We start from the raw sequence: 21,999 nt of genomic DNA, 5'->3' as shown, positions 1-21,999 counted from the left end.
TTATCATAACTTACTTTCTCTGAATCAGAGTGATGAATAAAATGACGGATGGAATAGTTCCGGCTCATTAGACTCAACGCTTTTTCCTCGAAAGCAATGAAAAAGATGCACAGGCAGGTCTTCTGACTCGTTTCTGTTGATAAGCGCCTTCCCAGGAAACGTTTCCCAGTGGCAAGTGGTGGTTGCTTACAACAATCTGATGTGAAACTTACAGCAGCGGGACTGTTCAGGATTTGCACCTGATTCCCTTTTAATTGCATCCCCGGAACACGGAGAATACAAACCAATGCACTGCAAAGATAAAAAGAATATTAGAAATAGCATAATAATTTGTGATTATTCGTTATGCATTGCGGAACGGACGGAGCAACATCGGACAGGTCGTCCGGATAGTGTCAGGCGGCACATTGGAATGACTTAGATAGGCGATGCCATTTATCTTGATTCCGGAGGGTTATGATGGCAGAATGATGGTTAATCAGCCTTTTGACTGACACACTCTTTCTTTAAAACGGATGAACCGGAGGGAAAACAAGGGGAAAGCCGGCCTTTTCTGTTCCGAAAGCCGGGCTTTGGGTGGATTAGAGCCGGGGGTTTGCGGAAAAGCAGTAAGCATTCACTCCAAAAGACGGTTACATTTCCCCCGAAAGAAGTAAGCATTTTCCGAAAATGCTTACTTCTTTTTCAAATATCTCTATATGTTATGCTCCATTACATATATTGTTATGAAAACCGGGGCTTATAACTCCCGGATCTTGCTCTCGTTGCTCACCCGATATGATCGTTCCGGAAGTGTCGGAAAGAGATGGTTTCAAGGTTAAAACCTGCTTTATGGACAGAACACTTTCCAGTCTCTTTCTTTCGGTAAACAAAAGCGGGAAATTGCGGGCAAAGAGATAACCGGCAAATCGAATTGGAGACGTTTTTGAGAGGCATATCGTGCGTCGGGCCGAAAGAACGGAAAATAGAGAGGGTCGGATTATCATTCTGTCAAAATGATAATCCGACCCTCTCCGCATCTTTGGGGCAAATGCTCCGCTCCGGTATGTTTTTCTTAACCGCGCTCTGCCAGATATTGCTCTACCTTTTGCAGGGTGGCGTCTTTCAACAATACGATTTTGTTCTTATCCAGTAAGTAGAGGGTGGGAATAGCCCTCAGGTCATACAGGTTTTTGTTTTTGATGACCAGCTCCTTATCATATCCGTTGGTCCATTCTTTCGCGAAATCGCCCCGGTGCTTTTTCCATTCATCCAGTTCTTCATCCGGATAGAGAGACAGCACCCTCAACTTCTTGCCGGCTATGAACCCGTTGATGACCGGAGAACTCTTTAGCCCTTCTATCATCTCAGAGCAGGCGTGGCAGCCGGGATTGTTGATAAACAGTAACGTGTATTCCGCCGGGAACTGATAAAGCGTACCCTTTGCACCCGAATCCAGTGTATAGGTGAAGTTGAGGGCTTTTGTGCCCAACCGGTTCTTTTGTGCCAGTTCCAGCCGCGCCTGCGGACGTATCTTTTCCGTTTCATTCAGCATGGGGGAGGCTGTCAGAGCTTCCAGCACGGGGATGTAAAGCTCCTCGTTACGCATAGGCGAGTTAGGGTCGTAGAGATATTTATCGGCCAGTTCCGCAAAGAAGTCCAGCATCTTTTTGTTTTTCCCGGCCCGGCCGATCGTCTCTTTTATGGCAGTTTGCGCGTCGGACAAGGGCACATGTTCCAACAAATCGCAATAATCCACCCAAGCCTGTTCGGCAACGTCGATCTGACTGACGTAGGTGGTGTCTGTAAAGTCAAAGCGATCCCAATAGTGCTTTACCATATAATCTGCCCGTTGCGACACCGTGTTCAGCACTACGGGTATGTCGGGTAAATTGAAAACTTTAACCGTATCTTGCTTTCCGTTCTGCTCCTGGCTGGCCGCGGGGCCGCTTTTACAGGCAGTAAGCACCAATAACAGTATAAATGAAAGGTATTTTACATTGCTTATCATAATCTTTTGTTTTGATATGGGACAAAGATAGTATTTTTATTCTATATTTGTACTCAGTGATGAAAACGTTATACACACAACAAACAAGTCAGACATGAAGAATAAAAAAGGACAACCAACTACAGAGGCAATCTTTAAAGGAATACAGTCAGGAGAAGTATTTGATCTTTTTGACAAACTGCAATATCAGATCGTAATTCATGGTGAATTGACCTATAGCGATCCCTGGGGGGAGGTGCATTTGTTCAAAGAACAGTTTGAAAGTGCGAAGCATGATTCGGATTCACCAACAGCGATAGGGCGCTATCCGTTTGCCGATGTATGGATACGGTTTTATGAAGAAGAAGTGCGTGATTACTCACTTCTGTTGGAAATGTGCCTTATGGCGTCACATTCGAGGACTTGTGTCTGGCGCAAAGGTTTCGGTACGTTACTTGATAAATTATACGGAGAAATCCCTCTGGCGCCATACGAACAGGCATTGGAGCGCCTTGAACATCCCTATGCACTGAGTGAGATTCTCTGGGCATTGGAGTGGGATTACCGCGACCAGGAGGTGTATCTGAAGTATTCACACTACGTCCTGCTTCATTTGCTTCCGATGCTTACTCCCCAGAATATCACCTTTCTGTACAGCGTCCGCGAATGGTATGGTTCCTCCCACGATTATCGTGTCGTACTGGTTCATTGCTATTGGATAGATTGCTGGCTGAAACATCCGAAACGTTTGCTGACGGATAATGAGTTTATAACCGATTTCAAGATCCGCTACGAGTTGTACCGCTTGTGTAATTTCCTTTCTTATAAGGTAGAGCCTTATCCGGTTGAGTTTCCCATTCGTGCCGTCGATTTCGGCAGGGCCTACCAGATGGGACTTCTGTCCGAAGATGCCTTGATCACCGAACTGATGGATCGCCCGCTTTCGCCTACGCTGATAGAGGAGGCTGCGGGCTTTTTTTATCAGAAAAAGGGAAGGGACGGACGGATATATACCGACTGCCGGGATTATGATTTCAGTGGATTTAAGAAAGTGCTGGAAAAGGTGACCGTACGCATTCTGGACATCGAACTGGAACGGGGGAAAGCCCGTACCGATGTTACTTCGCTGGCCCAGAAACTGGACGGGGTGTTCGGTGCCGAAGTGATGATCCGCCTGCTGAGCCTGATGGGGAAGGAGAAGTTCATACGACTGGACAAGTGGTACTATGATACCAGCGAAAGCCGTATCGGCATGTTCTGCAACCTGATGCTTCATTGTGCCCCTCTGCCTACGGACACACCGGAATGGTTGAAGATGCTTGCCGAACGTGCCGGCATTACTCCGAAGCGCATGGTCGAGATGGCTGTATATTCCCCCCGTTGGCTCAGGATGACGGAAGGGGCTATCGGTTGGGAAGGGCTGACCGCTGCGGCCGACTTCTTCTATGCTTATACCAGGGAGTACCATCGGGATATGGAAGAGTCGAGATTTACGCCTTACACCACCCTTTCGGCCTTGGAGATTTCTATGGGTGTGCTGGATACGGCATGGTTCTGGTCGGTATACAATACGCTGGGGCGCGAACGTTACGAAAAGGTTTTTGCGGCATCCAAGGCCATTACGGATTCGGCCGGGGTATATAGCAGACTTCGGAAATACACCGATGCGCTTGTCGGGAAGTATACGGTAGAGCAATTGGAAGGCTTGGTGATGGATAACCGGAACAAAGATTGGGTGCGTGCCTATCCGCTTGCCCCGTTTACGGGAAAAGCCCGGAAGAAGGAGGTGACCGAACGGCTCCGCTTCCTCAAGGCTTTCTGGATAAGCAGTGATTCTCTGTCCGGACGCCATTCCACCGAAAAAGAGGCTGTGCAGGTAGCTATAGACAACTTGTCCGGAAACTCCGGATTGGAGAATCTGGACACTAAATGGTTTAAAGACAGAGTGTGGTGACAGGATTTACTTTTCTTTAGCCAAAGTAAATACAAACTCCAGTCCGCCGCCTTGGCTGTTTTTGGCCGAAATGCTTCCACCGTGGATGATGACCGCATTCTTGACAATGGCCAGGCCAAGCCCTGTACCTCCCAACTTGCGTGAGCGTCCTTTGTCCACCCGGTAGAAGCGTTCGAAAAGACGGTTCAGATGTTCGGGCGATACGCCTATGCCTGTGTCGGCAAAGCTGAAGTAGTAGAAGTTCTCGTCTTCGCGGAAACAATTGATGTGGATGTGGATATTGTTTCCGGCATAAGCGATGGCATTGTCCATCAGGTTGCGGAAGATGGAGTAGAGCAATGAGTAGTTGCCCCGCATCTGAATCTCCTTTTTCAGTGAGTTGACAACCGTGATATGCTTCTCTTCCAGCTCCAATGACACTTCGTTCACGATGTTGGTCACCAGTACGCTGATGTCCACCTTTTCCATGTCGATCATGTTGGCGGCTTCGTCCATGCGGGTCAGCACGGAGATGTCGCGCAGCAACCGGCTCAGGCGGTTACTTTGTGCATAGCAGCGTTCAAGGAAGACGTTGATCTTTTCCCTTGGGATATTTTCGTTGTTGACGATGGTTTCCAGATAACCCTGGATGCTGCTGACCGGGGTCTTCAGCTCGTGGGCAATGTTTTGTGTCAGTTGCCGTTTCAGACGGATTTGCTCCTCTTCCTGAGTGACATCGTTGATACTGATTTCAAAACTCATATCCTGGAAGATGATGCACTCCACAATGAAGGTCTTTCCGTTCTTGTTGATCGTGATGGACATCCGTTTCTCTTCTTTGCCGACGGGGCGTTTGGGAGCTTTGTTGATGAAGTCCGTTATCTCTTTCAGTTCGCTGATGTTGAATACCTCTTCTGCCGTTTCAAGGTTTGAGTCCGATATCAGGTTGCTGTATTGTGTAAACAGGTTGTTTACCAGAATCTCTTTCTTGTCTTTGCTGAATACCCCCAGTCCCTCGTGCGAAATCTGGAGGTGTGTGATCAGCTTCTCTCTTTCTATGTAGAGTGCTTCCTTCGTTTCGTGGAGGCGTTTGTATATCTGGATGATATGTTGCGAGATCTCTCCCAGTTCGTTGTGGGGGAAGGCGGACTGCATCGCCATTTCGATAGGCTCGTTACGGTCGGCGCGCATGGCGAACTCCCGGAGTTGATTGATGGAAGTGCCCAGTTTGTTGGTGAACTTATAGAAGATGACCATTAGCAACAGAGTGACGATAGCGGTGAACCAGATGTAGTGTGGGTCTGCCTTCAGGTTATTGATCAGGCTGACGCTGTAGGGCAGAGCCGAGCGGATGATATAATCTTTATATAAGGTAGCGGAGTAGAAATAGGGGACTCCGGTGGTTTCGGAGGTGCGGCGAACATCGAAACCGATGCCGTTATGCAGGGCTTTCTGTATCTCTTCGCGTCCGATGTGGTTGCCTAACTGTCCCGTGTTCTGCTCCTGGCTATCGAAAAGAACTTTTCCTTCAAGATTGACTACGGTGATGCGTAAGTCTTTCAGTACGTTATGACGCAGGTAATCGGTGATTATTGGAGTCATATCCTGAGGGTGGTCGTATAGCTTTTCGTACAGCAGGTTGTTGCAGTCCTGCAATTGTATGTTCAGTAACTCTACTTTATACTCTTTCTCCCGCTGATACTGATAGGCCATGAAGCAAGCCGCGAAGACCAGAAACAGGGAGATGACCGAAAGAAATAACTTCCGGCTGAAAGAGAGAAAATGCTTTTGGGTGACAGGTAGGTTCATACAAATTTGTTTTTTAAGTTGGATTCACCACAGAGTAACACAGAGGACACGGAGTTTTTTTTTAGACATAAGAACAAAAGAACAGATGATTCTTTATTCATTTGTTTTTGAGTTTAATTCACCACGGAGGACACAGAGGACACAGAGAATATCTTTCTCTTAAACATCTTAATAAACAAGAGATTAAAACTCTGTGTCCTCCGTGTACTCTGTGGTGAATCGTATTCATTTCTATTCCGTTTCGAAACAATAACCGTATCCCAACCGGGTGACGATACGTTTACCATAAATGCCGATCTTTTTTCTCAGTCGGGTGATGTTGACGTCGATAGTGCGGTCCAGTACGTAGACTTCGTCGCTCCAGATACGGCTCAGGATGTCTTCGCGCGAGAAAACACGTCCTTTGTTCTGTAGCAGCAGGAAGAGGATTTCGAATTCCTTTTTGGTCAGCGGCACTTCTTCACCATCGATGCTTACTTTCTTTTTAGTGATATCGATTACCAGTGACTGATAACTGAGCTGTTCCGGTACCTTTTCCATGTCCGAAGTGGCGGTACGACGTAACACGGCTTTCACGCGGGCAATGACCTCACGCAGTGAGAAAGGTTTCGATATATAGTCGTCTGCCCCCAGATTGAATCCGGTGACAGTATCGTTTTCCGTATCTTTGGCAGTAATGAATATGATGGGAACCTGGGCTGTCTTTTTATCTTTCTTCAGGATATTAGCCATCTTGAATCCGGAGATTTCTCCCATCATCACGTCCAATAGCAGCAGGTGATAACTGCTGATATTCATTTTCAGAGCTTCTTCGGCAGAATTGGCTGTATCTACTTCATACCCTTCGTTCTCAAGATTGAACTTCAGAATCTCACAGAGGTCTTCTTCGTCGTCGACCACTAAAATACGGTAATCGTTCATTGTATTCTTTGTTAATGTAATGCTACAAAGTTAAACTTTATTCCTTTTTCTTTTGCAAAGATGGAGGCTTTTTGTTACGAGGGGGTGAAACACGTATTACGATTTGATTACATTTTATTCCCTCTGAGAGCCTCTATAGGCTGATGCGGTTGGTTTTAAACCCGACAGTGCCTACCTTTTAAACCAAAGTTCTCTTGGTTTTAAACTAACGGCATCTTGGTTTTAAACCAACAATCCGCAGGTTCGGAGATACTTTATCAACAAAAAAGTCGTATCTTTGTTATGTCAATAAATTGAAATGCCACAATGATTAAGATAGATTTCAGGCAACGCAAACGTGAAGTGCTTTGGACGGTTGTCGCTTTGTTCTTTATAGCAATAGGCGTGTCCGTGTTTAAGTTCTCTTCTGCTACTTCCGGTTTTGAGATAACCGATGAACTGGGAGGGAACATTTTTCCTTCGGCCATCCTTTCGGTGGCAACGACTGATGCCCAGGTCATTCAGCCGGGTGACTCCGTATACTTGGGCAATCCCAAATCATGCATTGCCATCAAGGTGAAGTCCCGTTCCGCCTATAGCCGTGTGCGGATTGACGTAGCCGAAACCCCTTTCTTTTCCCGTTCCGTGTCGGAGTTTGTACTCAACAAGCCCCGTACCGAGTATACGATTTATCCCGATATCATCTGGAACTATGAAGCGCTAAAGAATAACAACCAGGCAGAACCCATCAGCGTAGCCGTTACGGTAGAGATGAATGGGGAAGATCTGGGACAGCGAGTGCGTACCTTCTCTGTACGCAGTGTCAACGAGTGCCTGCTGGGGTATGTGACGAATGGTACGAAATTCCATGATACGGGTATTTTCTTTGCTGCTTATGTCAACGAAGAAAATCCGATGATCGACCAGCTGCTGCGCGAAGCATTGAATACCCGTATCGTCAACCGCTTTCTGGGCTATCAGAATCCGGCTCCCGGAGCTGTGGATAAGCAGGTATATGCGTTATGGAACGTTTTGCAGAAACGTAAATTCCGCTATAGTTCGGTGTCGAACACCAGCCTTTCCAGCAATGTGGTCTATTCGCAGCGTGTGCGTACATTTGATGATGCACTGGAGTCGTCACAGATCAACTGTGTGGATGGCAGTGTCTTGTTTGCCTCTTTGCTCCGTGCCATTAATATCGAACCGATTCTGGTGCGTACTCCCGGCCATATGTTCGTGGGATATTATACCGACAATTCGCATAAGGATATGAATTTCCTGGAAACAACCATGATAGGCGATGTCGATCTGGACGACTTCTTCCCGGACGAGCAGTTAGATTCCACCATGGTAGGCAAATCACAGAATCAGATGTCCCTGCTCACTTTCGAGAAGTCGAAGCAATATGCCAATAAGAAGTATAAAGAGAATGAAAAGGGTATCCATTCCGGTAAACTGAACTATATGTTCCTTGAAATATCGAAAGATGTACGCAGGAGAATACAGCCGATAGGGAAGTGAATCACTATTCCCGTTGTCTGGTTCGTAGCTAAATAATCCTAATAAAACTCTGATATATCGATGAGTTTCGCCTCTTTGTTGTATTTTTGCCGTTCAATATTTGGATATATTCCAAACACACGTTAGAATGAAACGAAGAAACTATTTCATTATCAGCTGCTTGATGCTGATATCCCCTGCCACTGTGCAGGCGCAGTTTGACAAAGGCCTAAACTATAAGATTGAAACCAGTGCAACTGTAAGTGGTGGACACAATACGCCTTTCTGGCTCGTGGCAAATAAGCACGGGCTGTCGTCTATTCGTAAAAACAATGCTTACTTGGATGCAGGAATCTTTCGGGATTTGGAGAAGGATAAAAAGTTCTCTTATGCTTTTGGATTGGAAATGGTCGGTGCGAGTCGCTTCACGTCTAAGTTCTTCATTCAACAGGCCTATGTAGACTTGCGTTATCGGGGGATGGAAATCAGTGTCGGCAGTAAGGAGCGTGGCAACGAAATGAAAAATGACCAGTTGAGTTCCGGTAGCATGACTTTTTCTACCAATGCCCGTCCCATCCCGCAGGTTCGGATTTCAATTCCCGAATATATACCTTTTCCATGGACCAAACATTGGTTGCATATAAAGGGACATGTGGCTTATGGAATGTTTACGGATGAAAAGTTTCAGGAGCGTTTCACGGACGGACGTTCTAAATATACGAAAGAGACGTTGTTTCACTCGAAAGCGGCTTTCCTGAAAGTCGAGAACCTGGAGAAATCACCGGTTTCGGTGGAGTTGGGTATTGAAATGGCGGCCCAGTTCGGAGGCGATTGCTATTATCCGGACGGAACGGTGTTGCGCACACCGGACAGTTGGAAGGACTTTTTCCGTATTTTCTTTCCGAGTAATGGAGACAGTGGCGCATCGGAGAGTGACCAGATCAATATTCTGGGAAACCATGTAGGCAGTTACAGTGCTGCTGTGGGGTATCATTTCCCGACCTGGAAAGTAAAAGCATATTGGGAGCACTTTTTCGAAGACCGTTCGGGGATGACGCTGACTTACGGTATGTGGCGTGATTGTCTGACCGGATTGGAGGTGACCTTACCGGAGAATCCTTTTGTGAAGACGGTTGTCGGAGAGTTTTTGTATACGAAGCACCAGTCAGGCGCTTTCCATTATTTTGCTACTCCGGCCATTGATCATTCATTTACCGGGGCTGATAATTATTACAATAACTCGCAGTATGCCGGTTGGGAACATTGGGGACAGGGGATCGGCAATCCGCTGGTTACCTCGCCTATATATAATAAGGATGGAAATCTGGCTTTTGAAAGTAACCGTGTTAAAGGATTCCATATCGGGCTGAACGGCAGTCCGACTCCGGAGATAGATTACCGGATTCTGGTAAGTGTAGCCAAGCATTGGGGAACTTACGGAAGTCCTTACCGGACTATCAGGAGAAACCAGAACGGATTGTTGGAGGTGACTTATAAACCCGAACAGATTCCGGGATGGAGCTTCACACTGGCCGGTGCGGTGGATGGAGGTAATATGTTGGGAGAGAGCTGGGGCGGTATGCTCACCATTCGTAAAACAGGTTTAATTGGTAAGAAGAAATGAAAAAAGGAATCCTATTATTGTTCGTCGCCCTGATGGCTTTTACGTCTTGTGGAGAGAAGTTCGGGCATCGCTATCTGGATGGGATGTGGCAGATGCAGCGTATAGAATATAAAGATGGTAATGCGGAAACTCCGCTGGACACTTATTTCAGTTTCCAGATGGACATTATCAATCTGAAGAAGTTGGGGTATGGTGAGTTCTATGGGACATATACCTACGAGAACGATTCTATGCATATACAGATACTTGACGCTACGGCGGAACAGATGAAAACTTTCGGCATGGATGCCCGGGTACAGGATTTTGCCGTAGAGAAACTGAACAGTAACAAATTGATTCTTCGGTCGGACTATGCCCGTCTGGAGTTAAGAAAATATTGAGGACGCTAAAAGCTGTCTTCATTCATAGATGATGATTGGAACAGCCGGTTCGTGAGAATCGGCTGTTTTTTTATTCTATTTTTTGCATATCAGCGTTGGGATTGTTACTTTTGTGAGGTTATCAACATTCAGTAAGCAATATGATACAAGGTAAGAAATTTATCTCTCCGGGAACATGGTTCTCAATGATATATCCGTCAGATTGGAGCGAATTTGAAGGCGGCGAAGGCTCCTTCCTCTTTTATAATCCCGAACTTTGGACGGGTAACTTCCGTATCTCGGCCTATAAAGCGGATGCTGCTGCTCAAGGTGGCATGAATTATGGAAAGGACTCCATCCGTCAAGAACTCAAGGAAAATCCTTCGGCCTCCTTGGTGAAGGTGGGGCAACTGGAGTGTGCCTATAGTAAAGAGATGTTTGAGGAAGAAGGTACCTATTACACCAGCCATCTTTGGGTGACAGGCATTGACAATGTGGCCTTTGAATGTTCGTTCACCGTACCGAAAGGAGAGCGTGTGGAGGAGGCGGAAAAGATCATATCCAGCCTTGAAATTCGTAAAGACGGACAGAAGTATCCCGCAGAAGTAATTCCCATTCGCCTTTCTGAAATCTATCAGGTGAACGAGGCTTATGAGTGGGTGACAGATACAGTGAAGACACAGTTGAAGAAGGACTTTCAGGGTGTGGAGGAAGACCTCGAAAAGATACAGGAGGTGATTGACAGCGGTGTCCTTTCGCCCAAAAAGAAAGAGCCTTGGCTGGCATTCGGTATTGCCATCTGCACGATTCTGGCTAATGAAGTGGAAGGCATGGAATGGATGACACTGGTTGACGGTAACCGGGAAGTACCGGTGCTTCGGTATAAAGATGCGGAACATCTGATTGATCCGATGAAACTGTTGTGGAGCCGGGTGAAAGCCGGAGAAAGATGCGAGGTGGCAGAGGCATATAAGAAAGCACTGGCACACTAACCACATTTTATCATATACGATTATTATGACCCCTTATTTGCAAGTAGATAACCTTACCAAATCCTTTGGGGATCTGGTACTTTTCGAAAATATTTCCTTCGGTATTGCCGAAGGCCAGCGTATCGGCTTGATAGCTAAAAACGGTACAGGTAAAACCACCTTGCTGAATATACTTTCCGGTAAGGAAGGATATGACAGCGGAAATATTGTGTTCCGCCGTGACCTTCGTGTAGACTATCTGGAACAGGATCCGCAATATCCCGAAGAACTGACTGTATTGGAAGCCTGTTTTCATCATGGCAACAGTACGGTGGAGCTTATTAAGGAATACGAACGCTGTATGGAAACCGAAGGACATCCGGGACTGGATGACCTGTTGGTGCGTATGGACCATGAAAAAGCCTGGGAGTACGAACAGAAAGCCAAACAGATTCTTTCTCAACTCAAAATACGGAATTTTGAGCAACAGGTGAAACATCTTTCCGGAGGCCAACTCAAACGGGTGGCTTTAGCCAATGCCCTGATTACCGAACCGGACTTGCTGATTCTGGATGAGCCCACCAACCACCTCGATCTTGATATGACCGAATGGCTGGAAGAGTACCTTCGTCGTACGAACCTTAGTCTGTTGATGGTAACGCATGACCGTTACTTCCTCGACCGGGTCTGTTCTGAAATCATCGAGATAGACAACTGTCAGGTTTATCAGTATAAAGGGAATTACAGCTATTATCTGGAGAAACGCCAGGAACGGATTGAGGCGAAGACGGTAGAGATAGAGCGTGCCAATAATTTATATCGTACCGAGCTGGATTGGATGCGCCGTATGCCGCAAGCCCGCGGACATAAAGCCCGGTATCGTGAAGATGCTTTCTACGAACTGGAGAAAGTAGCCAAACAACGGTTTAACAACGATAATGTGAAACTGGAGGTGAAGGCTTCCTACATTGGCAGTAAGATATTTGAAGCCGATCATCTCTATAAGAGTTTCGGTGACCTGAAGATATTGGAAGATTTCTCTTACATCTTTGCCCGTTACGAGAAGATGGGGATTGTTGGGAACAACGGTACGGGTAAGTCTACTTTTATAAAGATATTGATGGGACAGGTGCAGCCTGATAGCGGTACGCTGGATATCGGGGAGACCGTACGTTTCGGATATTACTCGCAGGACGGATTGCAGTTTGACGAGCAAATGAAGGTGATTGACGTCGTGCAGGATATCGCCGAAGTGATTGAGCTGGGTAACGGCAAGAAGCTGACAGCCTCTCAGTTCCTGCAACATTTCCTGTTTACTCCCGAAACTCAACACAGCTATGTTTATAAGCTGAGCGGTGGAGAGCGCCGTCGTCTTTATCTCTGTACGGTGCTGATGCGTAATCCGAACTTTCTGGTACTTGATGAACCGACAAACGATCTCGACATCATTACCCTGAATGTGCTGGAAGAGTATTTGCAGAACTTCAAGGGATGCGTGATTGTCGTTTCCCATGACCGCTATTTTATGGATAAGGTGGTCGATCACTTGCTGGTATTCAATGGACAGGGAGATATCCGTGACTTTCCCGGTAACTATAGCGATTACCGGGACTGGAAAGAAGCGAAGTCCCAAAAGGAGAAGGAAGCCGAGAAACCGCAGGAGGAAAAGACAGCCCGTGTCCGTCTGAACGATAAGCGTAAGATGAGTTTCAAAGAGAAACGGGAGTTCGAACAACTGGAGAAAGAAATAGCCGGGCTGGAAGCCGAGAAAGCACAGATAGAGGAACTGCTTTGCAGCGGTACACTTTCGGTGGATGAACTGACCGATAAATCGAAGCGGTTGCCGGAGGTAAACGATTTGATAGACGAGAAAACCATGCGCTGGCTTGAACTTAGTGAAATAGAATCATGAATCTGACCAATTATCATAGCCATACCCTCTATTGTGACGGCCGGGCCGGCATGGAGGATTTTATCCGTTTTGCCATCAGCCAGGGATTTACATCCTATGGTATTTCTTCGCATGCTCCGCTCCCGTTCCCTACTCATTGGACGATGGAGTGGGATCGTATGGACGACTATCTGGCTGAGTTTGCCCGGATAAAGGAGAAGTATGCTTCGGAGATTGAACTGGCTATCGGCCTGGAGATAGACTACCTGAATGAAGACAGCAATCCGGCTGTGCCGCGTTTCCGCGAATTGCCGCTCGATTATCGTATCGGCTCGGTACATTTGCTCTATAACGACCGGGAAGAAGTGGTTGATATCGATGTGTGTGCGGAAGTATTCAGGGATATTGTCGATCAGCATTTCGGTGGTGATCTCGATCGTGTAGTACGTCTGTATTACGAACGTCTGTTGCGGATGGTGGAATTGGGAGGGTTTGATATCTTAGGACATGCCGACAAGATGCATCACAATGCAGCCTGTTACCGTCCTGGCCTGTTGGACGAACCTTGGTATGATGACTTGATGCACGATTATTTCTCTGCTGTTGCGGCCAAAGGGTATATCGTAGAGATCAATACCAAGGCTTTGCATCACTTGGGTACCTTCTTTCCGAACGAACGCTATTTCCCGTTGTTGAAGGAGTTGGGTGTCCGTGTACAGGTGAACAGTGATTCGCATTATCCCGAACGTATCAACAGCGGACGTCCTGAAGCATTGGAGGCTTTACGGAAGGTCAGGTTTGATACAGTGACCGAATGGCATGGTGGAAAATGGGTGGAGGTCTCACTTTAAACCAATATATCATGAAACACAAAAACTTATTGTTAACCTTGCCGTTTGTCTTTTGGACATTTGCCGGCATATCATTGTCATCCTGCAAAGATACTCCTGTCCGTAAGCTTTATAAAAGTGATATAGACTGGAGGCTCACTTGGCAAGATGAGTTCGAGAAAGACGGTACACCCGATCCGGAAAAGTGGGTGTTCTCTCCTTGGCATCCCTTTTGCCGGGACAATAACTTTGTTACATTCGTAAAAGACGGTAAGTTGATTTTGCGTGCTTTGCCCAATAGCGATCCGAATGATACGATCCGCTACATGGCCGGTTGTGTTGAGACTTTGGGTAAAAAAGATTTCTTGTACGGACGCTTTGAGGTGTGTGCCAAACTGGGCAGCGCTAAAGGTTCCTGGCCTGCTATCTGGCTCAAGCCGACTGATTCTACAACGTATGGTGTGTGGCCCAAATGTGGAGAGATCGATATAATGGAACAATTGAACAAAGATACATTCGTCTATCATACCATGCATACCGAATATATCAAAGTGTTAGGACATAAAACAGATCCGGACTATTATACCACCGCATCCTACAATCCGCATGAATTTAATGTGTTTGGGATGGAATGGACACCGGATAAGATTGATATGTTCATCAATGATTCGCTCACTTTCAGTTATCCCCGCATCAAAGAGGAGGGTTCTGTGCAGTGGCCTTTCGATGTTCCGTTCTTCCTGCTGCTCAACCAGATACTTGGAGGATGGGCCGGAGAGATAGACGATGCGGAGCTTCCCGTACAGATGGAGGTCGACTGGGTGAGATATTACGAATTGCCTGAAAACATGAGATAGCCGGAAGGTAGATTCTTAGATCTCTCCTTTGGGAAAAACAGCTTGGGAAACCGGGGTACCGTCTGCACGATACAGATAGGTTCCCGGTTTTTTTATAGGTATCTTTTTTCCGTTATACAGCTTGAGAGTCGTTGCCTGCCAAATAGCGACGTAGTACATTTTGTCGATAAATGCCACCTGTGCCTTTTCGTCATTTTGCAATACCTGTACTTTTGAAATATCGAATGCAGCCGTCTTCTCCTGAGTGGAAGCCGGGAGCACCAAATACCGGTAAGTGGCAGGGACACCTGACGGATGTTTGATGTAAATAGAGAAAATTTCATCTTCTAACATCCGGGGAGCGTACATTCCCATGAAGTCGTGCCACTGTCCTTTCTTCTTTTCTGCCAGTGCCAGGCAAAGTTCGTCCTGCAGAAGGATATATCCGGTGTTATCGTGGAAATAACGGCGGTTTCCTTCCGTCCATATTTCACCATTCTTGAACCGTTGATCGATGGAGGTGATAAGTGTGGCAGTGCTGTCTGCATGGATATCGCTTCCCAGGCACAGGATAAATTCATTGGTGAATATCCATGCTTTGTTCGCGGATAGCCCGTTACGGTTCAAGTGCATGGCGGTGATTCCCTGTTTTCCGTTTGTTGCTCCACCTGTGAAATTGGTTTTGTTGCGTGAATTCGGTCCGTTGTCTGTCGGGATGGGAGCATTGCTTTCATAGGTTGTGATACCGGGTATCCGGCGCCAGTTCCAGAAAGGGAAAATATTGTGGTATTCATCTCCCCGAATATACGTATAGACAGCTCCGTCTGCCATGTAATATCCCTTCAGGTTATCCTCATTTACCAGTTCCGTACCGATCACCCGGCTGGATGCCATGCGTAAAGATGCCATCCAATCAGAGGTACGGTGAATGGTCAGGTCGGAATCTTTGAAGAACTTATTTCCTGTGAAATCGTTTTCTGCATCCGGATGTAGAAAGTTGCGGGCTATAAATGCCTCTATTTCCTGTGTCTGCTGTTCATTGCTTCCCTTCATCAGTGAGCAGGCTGCGAAGAGCAGGTTGAATGATTTGTGAAGATCGGCGCTGTGGAAGAGTTGCCGGTTCAATCCGTTTACGTCCCAATGACCTTTCCATACAATCCATTGATACCCTTTCAGAAGAAGGGATACAAGGATATCCTGTTGCTCTTGGCTGAATGCAAGAGGGGTGTCGGCAAACAGTTCGGAATAAAAACTCATGTTGCAGAGGAAAGAAAGTCCGTAATTGCCGAACTGTTGTTGGGGACCATGCTGATGGAAGCTCCAGTCCGGCTGAATACCCTCTTTCTGTCCCAGTACGATTTCCAAGCCAATGTTTTCCCGTGCCTCTTTTACCAATTGGGAGTCATTCAAGAGCAAGCCCCGGATCAGTACATTGCCTGCCAGCCATACTTTGTTCTGTCCTGTCATGCCAAAATGGGATTGTTCCATCACCCGCACGGCTTCCTGCTTTTCTTTTTCCGTCATTTCTGCTTCGAAAAGGAGGAAAGCCGGTCCCAAGGTGCGGGGAATACCTATTTGATTGTACCACCAGTTTTTGCAGACCAGTTTTTCGGTGAACCAGTAATTCATGGCTTGGTGAATAATGCTGGTTACGGCTGAAATCTCCTGTGCGGAAGCATTCTCTTTTTCGCGGGCATAATATTTGGTTAGTTTCAGTATCCGCTCTGTGTGTTGTTTCGGTTCCCATCCCGAGCGTTTGGTATCGGCATAATTGATGTCCGGCCATGAACCGTCTCCCCGTATCGTACTGATCAGTCGGTGTATCTCTTCCCGGCGGATAGGGTAAAGTTGTTGAAGTTCGATAACGTTCTGGTCGGATACCTCTTTTTCGGGAGGAATTTTAGATAATAGTTGTAAGAAAGCTTGTTTGCTCTCGTCCTGTCCGATAACCGACCGGATATAATTCTGTTTGATAAGTTCGCTTTCTTTGCCTGTTTGTGCAGTAAGATGAGAAAGGAAAGTACAGATAAACAGTACTGATAGGAAGATTCTTTTCATATATCGTGTGTCTTTCATTGCATGTATTAAATTAGGCCTTGACGGGAGGAATGTGTCAATACTCTTTCCACTACGGAGAATACGGGGTAACACAGATTATCTGTGTTGGTAACCAATGATCTGAGATTCTCTCCGTGTCACTCTGTATTCTCTGTGGTGAGTTCTGACTTTACCTCCGTTAAGCCCTGAGTGCATTTACTCCGTACGTTTACAGGAGTTTGCCTGTAAGAATTCGTTCAGTGCATCTTCATAATTACCTTGTAACAAAATGTGATGGTTCCCGAGTGGATTCTTCAGGAAATAATCAGCCGGTGCATTCATTTTTATACGTACTTGTGTACGGCACATATTGATGTAATTGGTGTTTTCGGTCAGAGTTCCGGTAGAAAGGTAATATTCGTCCAGACATTCTCCACCACATTTCACGATAGTGACATCTCCGGTCGGCAGCAGTCCCTGAATACCGATACCGCTTTCCGTTTCAAAATGGCTGCGGATGATGTAACGTTCGGTTTGCTTCATTCCGATTGTGCAATGTGCCAGTATTATTTCGTTGCTCCGGGCGTTAATCATTGAAGGATTTGCCATGAAACCTACTTTCCCGGTCAGTGCTTTGGCGGCGAGTAATGTAAATACAGATTGCAGATCCCCTTCACATCCGGCAATGATCCCTTCGTCGTTCAGCATGGCAAGAGCCAGGCAACCGGTAGTACCGGTGCGCTCTATCAGTTTGAAACAACTCAGGGTGACGGCGCTTAGTTTTTCTTCTTTACAGATTCGCTTGACGGCCCGGTAAAGGCGCATTGCCTTAATCATATCTTCGGGAGTCCCTTCACGGCATGCCAGAGCTTGCGAAGCAACCGCGGCGCATGAGGCACCGACTTCGTTGTCTGTAATACGGTCGTATACGTCATAAATCCGTTCCAACGGAATGTTCAGATACTCAATTCCCCAACGCCGCTTTGCGAGCAGATAATCCACATTACTTGCAATCAGCCATGAAGAAGGGGTGCCGATCACTCCGATGCGAAGCCCTACTAATGAACGTTGTGCCTTGAAATTGGTATAAAGTACCTGGATTCGTTGAACGATACTCATAAAGTCTCCATGGAGGATTTCACTTTTCATACCCCGCCCACGTAACCAAGAGGAAATTTCCAGTGCCGCAGCCAGGGAGTTTTGCATTCCGTCGGCCAGTATAATGGCAGGGCGGGGGAGCGATTCGAAGCATTGCATTACCAGTCTTTCTACCCCTCCGGTAGCAATGAAAATGATGCTGAATTCATCTTTTGGCAACTGGCTGATGTCCCGGTAATCAATAAAATTTACGGTGAAATATTTTTCCAGTTCACTGAGAATCGCTTCGTGCGAACTACGTACAGTGGCTTGCTTATGCAGAATCGATGCAAATGTGATCAGGTTTATGGTCATTATGTTATCGTTTTAGGTTTGTAGTTATACAAATGTATCGTTTTCCGTTGATATTACCACAACGTTTTTACCCTTGATAAGGTTTTTAAAGTTTTTATGTCTTTGTGTCCGATTTATTGTGTACATTTGCCGCTCATATTTATTAATTGACCATTTATAATTCAAGATTATGCCAACCATATCGATTCGCGGAACAGAGATGCCTGCATCTCCTATCAGAAAGCTGGCTCCCTTGGCAGATGCTGCCAAACAGCGGGGAATCCATGTATTTCACCTGAACATCGGACAGCCGGACCTGCCCACTCCTCAGGCCGCGATTGACGCGATACGTAACATCGACCGCAAGGTGCTTGAATATAGTCCCAGTGCCGGTTATCGTAGCTATCGCGAGAAATTAGTAGGATATTACGAGAAATTCAATATCAACCTGACAGCAGATGATATAATCATTACTACCGGAGGTTCCGAAGCTGTACTTTTCTCATTCATGTCGTGCCTTAATCCGGGAGACGAGATCATTGTTCCCGAACCTGCTTACGCCAACTATATGGCTTTTGCCATTTCGGCCGGAGCTAAAATACGCACTATTGCTACGACAATTGAGGAGGGGTTCTCTCTTCCGAAAGTAGAGAAATTTGAAGAGTTGATCAACGAACGTACCAAGGGTATCTTGATCTGTAATCCGAATAATCCGACCGGCTATCTGTATACCCGACGTGAGATGAACCAGATCCGTGACCTGGTGAAGAAGTATGATCTTTTCCTTTTCTCCGATGAAGTGTACCGTGAGTTTATCTATACCGGTTCCCCTTATATTTCGGCTTGCCATCTGGAAGGAATTGAGAATAACGTGGTACTGATTGACTCTGTTTCCAAGCGTTATTCGGAATGTGGTATTCGCATCGGTGCCTTGATAACCAAGAATAAAGAAGTGCGTAATGCAGTGATGAAGTTCTGTCAGGCACGTTTGAGTCCTCCGCTGATCGGACAGATTGCTGCCGAAGCCTCACTGGATGCTCCCGAAGAGTACTCACGCGAAACTTATGACGAATACGTTGAGCGCCGTAAATGTCTGATTGACGGTCTGAACCGTATACCGGGTGTTTATTCCCCCATTCCGATGGGAGCTTTCTATACAGTAGCCAAGTTACCGGTCGATGATTCGGATAAATTCTGTGCCTGGTGTCTGTCTGAGTTTGAGTATGAAGGACAGACAGTGTTTATGGCTCCGGCTTCCGGTTTCTATACTACTCCGGGCTCCGGAAAGAATGAAGTCCGTATTGCTTACGTATTGAAAAAGGAAGATTTAACCCGTGCGCTCTTTGTTCTGCAAAAAGCATTGGAGGCTTATCCGGGAAGAACAGAATAAGACCTGATGTCATCCATTCATTCATATAGTCAAAGCAACTCCGTTCCCTTTTCCAAAGAGAAGGGCAAGGTGAGGCTTTCCTATTTTCTTGCCCGTCGGATTTATCGTGATACGGACGGGGGAAAACAAGTTTCTCGTCCTGCTGTCCTGATTGCCATGATTGGCATTGCTATCGGCCTGGCGGTGATGATCATTGCCGTATCTGTAGTGATTGGTTTTAAGAGTGAGGTACGTAATAAAGTGATCGGCTTCGGCTCCCATATCCAGATCAGTAATTTTGATGCGGTAGGGTCCTACGAAACTCATCCGGTTGTGGTGGATGATAGTATGATGATCGCTCTTTCCGCCCGTCCGGAAGTGAAACATGTGCAGCGATATTCCACCAAACCGGGGATGATAAAGACAGATGACGCTTTTCAGGGCATGGTGCTCAAAGGTGTCGGTCCGGAGTTTGATCCTGCCTTTTTCCGCGACCATCTGGTAGAAGGAGAGATACCGGTCTTCAGTGATACGGCTTCCACCAATCAGGTGGTCATATCGAAAGCGATAGCTGACCGGCTGAAACTGAAACTGGGAGATAAAATATATGCCTATTTTATCCAGAAAGATGTGCGTGCCCGCCGGTTGACGGTGAAAGGTATTTACCAAACGAACTTTTCTGAATATGATAATCTCTTTCTGCTGACTGACTTGTATTTGGTGAACCGTTTGAATAACTGGGCTCCCGGACAAGTGAGCGGAGCAGAGTTGCAGGTACGTGACTATGACAAACTGGAAGATATAACCTATGGTATAGCCGTTGATACGGACAATAAGCAAGATGTTTACGGGGGGACTTATTACGTACAGAGCATCGAACAAATGAATCCTCAGATATTTGCCTGGCTCGATCTGCTCGACCTGAATGTATGGGTCATTCTTATCCTGATGATTGGGGTAGCCGGCTTCACGATGATTTCCGGATTATTGATTATCATCCTTGAACGCACACAGATGATTGGCATCCTGAAGGCTTTGGGAGCCAATGATTTCACTATCCGTAAAGTATTTCTGTGGTTCTCTGTCTTTCTGATTGGGAAAGGGATGTTGTGGGGAAATGCAATTGGTATTACTTTCTGTGTTTTGCAGTCACAGTTGGGACTTTTTAAACTCGATCCCGAAACTTACTATGTAAGTATGGTGCCGGTTTCCATGAACATCTGGCTTTTCCTTCTGATCAATGCCGGCACCTTATTGGCTTCTGTATTAATGTTGGTCGGTCCCTCTTATTTGATAACCAAGATCAATCCGGCCAGTTCTATGCGGTACGAGTAGTCAAGTTATCTTCGCATAAAATCACCCTTTCTGCGATAGAGACGGTAGAGTCTGAACTTCAGGGATTGTAGCGGACGGATGATGTCGAAAACCGGTAGTGTAAAGTAGTAAGAGCGGTTGTCTCCCATCTCATTGGCTGTTTTGTTGATGACGTAGGCTTGCGCCGAATAACGTACGATCCATAACAATAAAGCCAGTCCCGCAGCCAGCCAGTGAAAAGAGAGGATACCGAATACGATTCCCGACAGGCAGACGACATAAAACAATAGCCTCGTGGCGGTTTCCAACCCCAGTAACCAGCGTTGTGAACCTTTATAGAAGCGTGCGGTTGCCATATAGCTTACCTTTTCTTCTTTCCAGTCCTTATAGCGTTCCACAGGTTGCATCCGTATCACTGAATCCGGTGAGGTTTCCACCCGGGTATTGTTTTCATTGGCAATTTGGTTGATAAACAGGTCATCTTCTCCCCGCTGCATGTTCAAGTGGGTAGAAAATCCTTTGACTTTGAAGAACAATTCCTTGCGGTAGGCCAGGTTGCGCCCGATGCCCATGTACGGTTTACCCGCCAAGGCAAAACCCAGATAACGAAGCGAGGTGAAAAGCGAGTCGAAAGATACCCGTTTGTGTAGCCATCCTTTTCCCCGTTCGTAACCGCTATATCCTAGTACGATGTCTGTACTCGGCGTGAAATTGCGTGCTATCCGTCGAAGCCACTTGTCACTGACCGGAGTGCAGTCGGCCTCGGTGAATACCAGCCAGTCATATTTACTGGCTTTAATGCCCAGCGTCAGTGCCAGTTTCTTCCGGCTGATGTACCGCGCGCTGTCCGGTGTGAAACTGTGATACAGGTTCGGGTATTCTTCTTCCAACTCTGACAGGAGATCTTCGCTTTCGTCCGTAGAACCATCGTTGATGACGATTACTTCAAAGTCCGGATAATCCTGTTTCAGGATAGCGGGTAGGTTTCGGCGCAGGTTTTCCGATTCGTTGCGTGCACAGATGACTACAGACAGCGGGGGAAGTTCCCGTCCGAAGTGTACTTCATCTTTTCCAACAGCAAGGTTGTGGGTGTGTATCCGGTTATACAGTCCGAGATAGTAGATAAGTTGAACGATCAAAAGAACGCCTGCGGCTGATAGCAGTATCAGTTCGGCCGTATTGAATGTGAATGCTTCCATTGAATCTTACAAGATGTTTACGTCACA

At 46.5% G+C, this 21,999-nt stretch carries 16 protein-coding genes and 1 riboswitch; of the genes, 10 read left to right on the top strand and 6 right to left on the bottom strand.

Annotated features, from left to right (window positions below; all coding sequences use genetic code 11):
• Window positions 1-94: 94 nt before the first annotated feature.
• Window positions 95-303, bottom strand: a riboswitch (cobalamin riboswitch).
• Between the two features lie 751 nt (window positions 304-1,054).
• A complete protein-coding gene (locus KO473_RS03345) occupies window positions 1,055-1,990 on the bottom strand; it encodes a DUF5106 domain-containing protein (protein ID WP_005819226.1) in 936 nt (311 codons plus the stop codon).
• Window positions 1,991-2,084: 94 nt separating this feature from the next.
• Between KO473_RS03345 and KO473_RS03340 the strand changes: the two genes are divergently transcribed.
• Window positions 2,085-3,923, top strand: coding sequence for a DUF5724 domain-containing protein (locus KO473_RS03340; protein ID WP_005819227.1), 1,839 nt, complete (start codon window positions 2,085-2,087; stop codon window positions 3,921-3,923).
• Window positions 3,924-3,929: 6 nt separating this feature from the next.
• Here the strand turns inward: KO473_RS03340 and KO473_RS03335 are convergent, their stop codons facing one another.
• Both KO473_RS03335 and KO473_RS03330 read right to left on the bottom strand, forming a co-directional pair.
• Window positions 3,930-5,711, bottom strand: a complete 1,782-nt coding sequence (locus KO473_RS03335) for a cell wall metabolism sensor histidine kinase WalK (RefSeq protein ID WP_005776358.1) — start codon at window positions 5,709-5,711, stop codon at window positions 3,930-3,932.
• A gap of 231 nt (window positions 5,712-5,942) precedes the next feature.
• Window positions 5,943-6,632, bottom strand: coding sequence for a response regulator transcription factor (locus KO473_RS03330; protein ID WP_005776359.1), 690 nt, complete (start codon window positions 6,630-6,632; stop codon window positions 5,943-5,945).
• Between the two features lie 306 nt (window positions 6,633-6,938).
• Between KO473_RS03330 and KO473_RS03325 the strand changes: the two genes are divergently transcribed.
• The 7 genes from KO473_RS03325 to KO473_RS03295 all read left to right on the top strand — a co-directional run bounded on the left by KO473_RS03325 (window position 6,939) and on the right by KO473_RS03295 (window position 14,643).
• The gene (locus KO473_RS03325) at window positions 6,939-8,132 is read left to right on the top strand and encodes a hypothetical protein (protein ID WP_005809303.1); all 1,194 of its coding nucleotides are present in this window, start codon (window positions 6,939-6,941) and stop codon (window positions 8,130-8,132) included.
• A 127-nt stretch (window positions 8,133-8,259) separates the two neighbouring features.
• On the top strand, window positions 8,260-9,735 hold the full coding sequence (locus tag KO473_RS03320) for a capsule assembly Wzi family protein (protein ID WP_005819228.1): 1,476 nt from the start codon (window positions 8,260-8,262) through the stop codon (window positions 9,733-9,735).
• On the top strand, window positions 9,732-10,115 hold the full coding sequence (locus tag KO473_RS03315; protein WP_005776362.1) for a lipocalin-like domain-containing protein: 384 nt from the start codon (window positions 9,732-9,734) through the stop codon (window positions 10,113-10,115). The genes KO473_RS03320 and KO473_RS03315 overlap by 4 nt, the downstream gene beginning before the upstream one ends.
• Window positions 10,116-10,255: 140 nt before the next feature.
• Complete coding sequence (locus KO473_RS03310) at window positions 10,256-11,086, top strand: DUF3805 domain-containing protein (RefSeq protein ID WP_005819230.1); 831 nt, start codon at window positions 10,256-10,258, stop codon at window positions 11,084-11,086.
• A gap of 25 nt (window positions 11,087-11,111) precedes the next feature.
• Window positions 11,112-12,977, top strand: coding sequence for an ABC-F family ATP-binding cassette domain-containing protein (locus KO473_RS03305; RefSeq protein WP_005776365.1), 1,866 nt, complete (start codon window positions 11,112-11,114; stop codon window positions 12,975-12,977).
• Window positions 12,974-13,807, top strand: a complete 834-nt coding sequence (locus KO473_RS03300) for a histidinol-phosphatase (RefSeq protein WP_005819232.1) — start codon at window positions 12,974-12,976, stop codon at window positions 13,805-13,807. Before KO473_RS03305 ends, KO473_RS03300 begins: the two co-directional genes overlap by 4 nt.
• A gap of 11 nt (window positions 13,808-13,818) precedes the next feature.
• A complete protein-coding gene (locus KO473_RS03295; RefSeq protein WP_005809291.1) occupies window positions 13,819-14,643 on the top strand; it encodes a glycoside hydrolase family 16 protein in 825 nt (274 codons plus the stop codon).
• Between the two features lie 15 nt (window positions 14,644-14,658).
• On the opposite strand, the gene KO473_RS03290 is transcribed toward KO473_RS03295, so the two are convergent.
• Together KO473_RS03290 and KO473_RS03285 are read right to left on the bottom strand one after the other, a co-directional pair.
• Entirely contained in the window at window positions 14,659-16,680 is a 2,022-nt protein-coding gene (locus KO473_RS03290; RefSeq protein ID WP_005819234.1) for a polysaccharide lyase 8 family protein, read from the bottom strand.
• A gap of 195 nt (window positions 16,681-16,875) precedes the next feature.
• Entirely contained in the window at window positions 16,876-18,111 is a 1,236-nt protein-coding gene (locus tag KO473_RS03285) for a fucose isomerase (RefSeq protein WP_005819236.1), read from the bottom strand.
• A gap of 169 nt (window positions 18,112-18,280) precedes the next feature.
• Here KO473_RS03285 and KO473_RS03280 point away from each other — a divergent pair, with 169 nt between their 5' ends.
• Together KO473_RS03280 and KO473_RS03275 are read left to right on the top strand one after the other, a co-directional pair.
• Window positions 18,281-19,480 carry a pyridoxal phosphate-dependent aminotransferase gene (locus KO473_RS03280; protein WP_122130502.1) on the top strand — a complete coding sequence of 400 codons (1,200 nt, stop codon included), beginning with the start codon at window positions 18,281-18,283 and terminating at the stop codon, window positions 19,478-19,480.
• A 69-nt stretch (window positions 19,481-19,549) separates the two neighbouring features.
• Complete coding sequence (locus tag KO473_RS03275) at window positions 19,550-20,794, top strand: ABC transporter permease (RefSeq protein WP_032531923.1); 1,245 nt, start codon at window positions 19,550-19,552, stop codon at window positions 20,792-20,794.
• 5 nt (window positions 20,795-20,799) lie between these two features.
• On the opposite strand, the gene KO473_RS03270 is transcribed toward KO473_RS03275, so the two are convergent.
• On the bottom strand, window positions 20,800-21,972 hold the full coding sequence (locus KO473_RS03270) for a glycosyltransferase (RefSeq protein ID WP_005776373.1): 1,173 nt from the start codon (window positions 21,970-21,972) through the stop codon (window positions 20,800-20,802).
• Between the last annotated feature and the right edge of the window lie 27 nt (window positions 21,973-21,999).

This window comes from Bacteroides sp. HF-4919, assembly GCF_018860125.1.
The sequence above is the reverse complement of the archived record's forward strand: the minus strand, read 5'-3'. Positions and strand labels throughout refer to the sequence as shown.

Excerpts from the sequence above, each read along its gene's own strand:
- KO473_RS03345 (WP_005819226.1), bottom strand. The coding sequence starts at position 1,990 with ATGATAAGCAATGTAAAATACCTTTCATTTATACTGTTATTGGTGCTT.
- KO473_RS03340 (WP_005819227.1), top strand. The coding sequence starts at position 2,085 with ATGAAGAATAAAAAAGGACAACCAACTACAGAGGCAATCTTTAAAGGA.
- KO473_RS03335 (WP_005776358.1), bottom strand. The coding sequence starts at position 5,711 with ATGAACCTACCTGTCACCCAAAAGCATTTTCTCTCTTTCAGCCGGAAG.
- KO473_RS03330 (WP_005776359.1), bottom strand. The coding sequence starts at position 6,632 with ATGAACGATTACCGTATTTTAGTGGTCGACGACGAAGAAGACCTCTGT.
- KO473_RS03325 (WP_005809303.1), top strand. The coding sequence starts at position 6,939 with ATGATTAAGATAGATTTCAGGCAACGCAAACGTGAAGTGCTTTGGACG.
- KO473_RS03320 (WP_005819228.1), top strand. The coding sequence starts at position 8,260 with ATGAAACGAAGAAACTATTTCATTATCAGCTGCTTGATGCTGATATCC.
- KO473_RS03315 (WP_005776362.1), top strand. The coding sequence starts at position 9,732 with ATGAAAAAAGGAATCCTATTATTGTTCGTCGCCCTGATGGCTTTTACG.
- KO473_RS03310 (WP_005819230.1), top strand. The coding sequence starts at position 10,256 with ATGATACAAGGTAAGAAATTTATCTCTCCGGGAACATGGTTCTCAATG.
- KO473_RS03305 (WP_005776365.1), top strand. The coding sequence starts at position 11,112 with ATGACCCCTTATTTGCAAGTAGATAACCTTACCAAATCCTTTGGGGAT.
- KO473_RS03300 (WP_005819232.1), top strand. The coding sequence starts at position 12,974 with ATGAATCTGACCAATTATCATAGCCATACCCTCTATTGTGACGGCCGG.
- KO473_RS03295 (WP_005809291.1), top strand. The coding sequence starts at position 13,819 with ATGAAACACAAAAACTTATTGTTAACCTTGCCGTTTGTCTTTTGGACA.
- KO473_RS03290 (WP_005819234.1), bottom strand. The coding sequence starts at position 16,680 with ATGAAAAGAATCTTCCTATCAGTACTGTTTATCTGTACTTTCCTTTCT.
- KO473_RS03285 (WP_005819236.1), bottom strand. The coding sequence starts at position 18,111 with ATGACCATAAACCTGATCACATTTGCATCGATTCTGCATAAGCAAGCC.
- KO473_RS03280 (WP_122130502.1), top strand. The coding sequence starts at position 18,281 with ATGCCAACCATATCGATTCGCGGAACAGAGATGCCTGCATCTCCTATC.
- KO473_RS03270 (WP_005776373.1), bottom strand. The coding sequence starts at position 21,972 with ATGGAAGCATTCACATTCAATACGGCCGAACTGATACTGCTATCAGCC.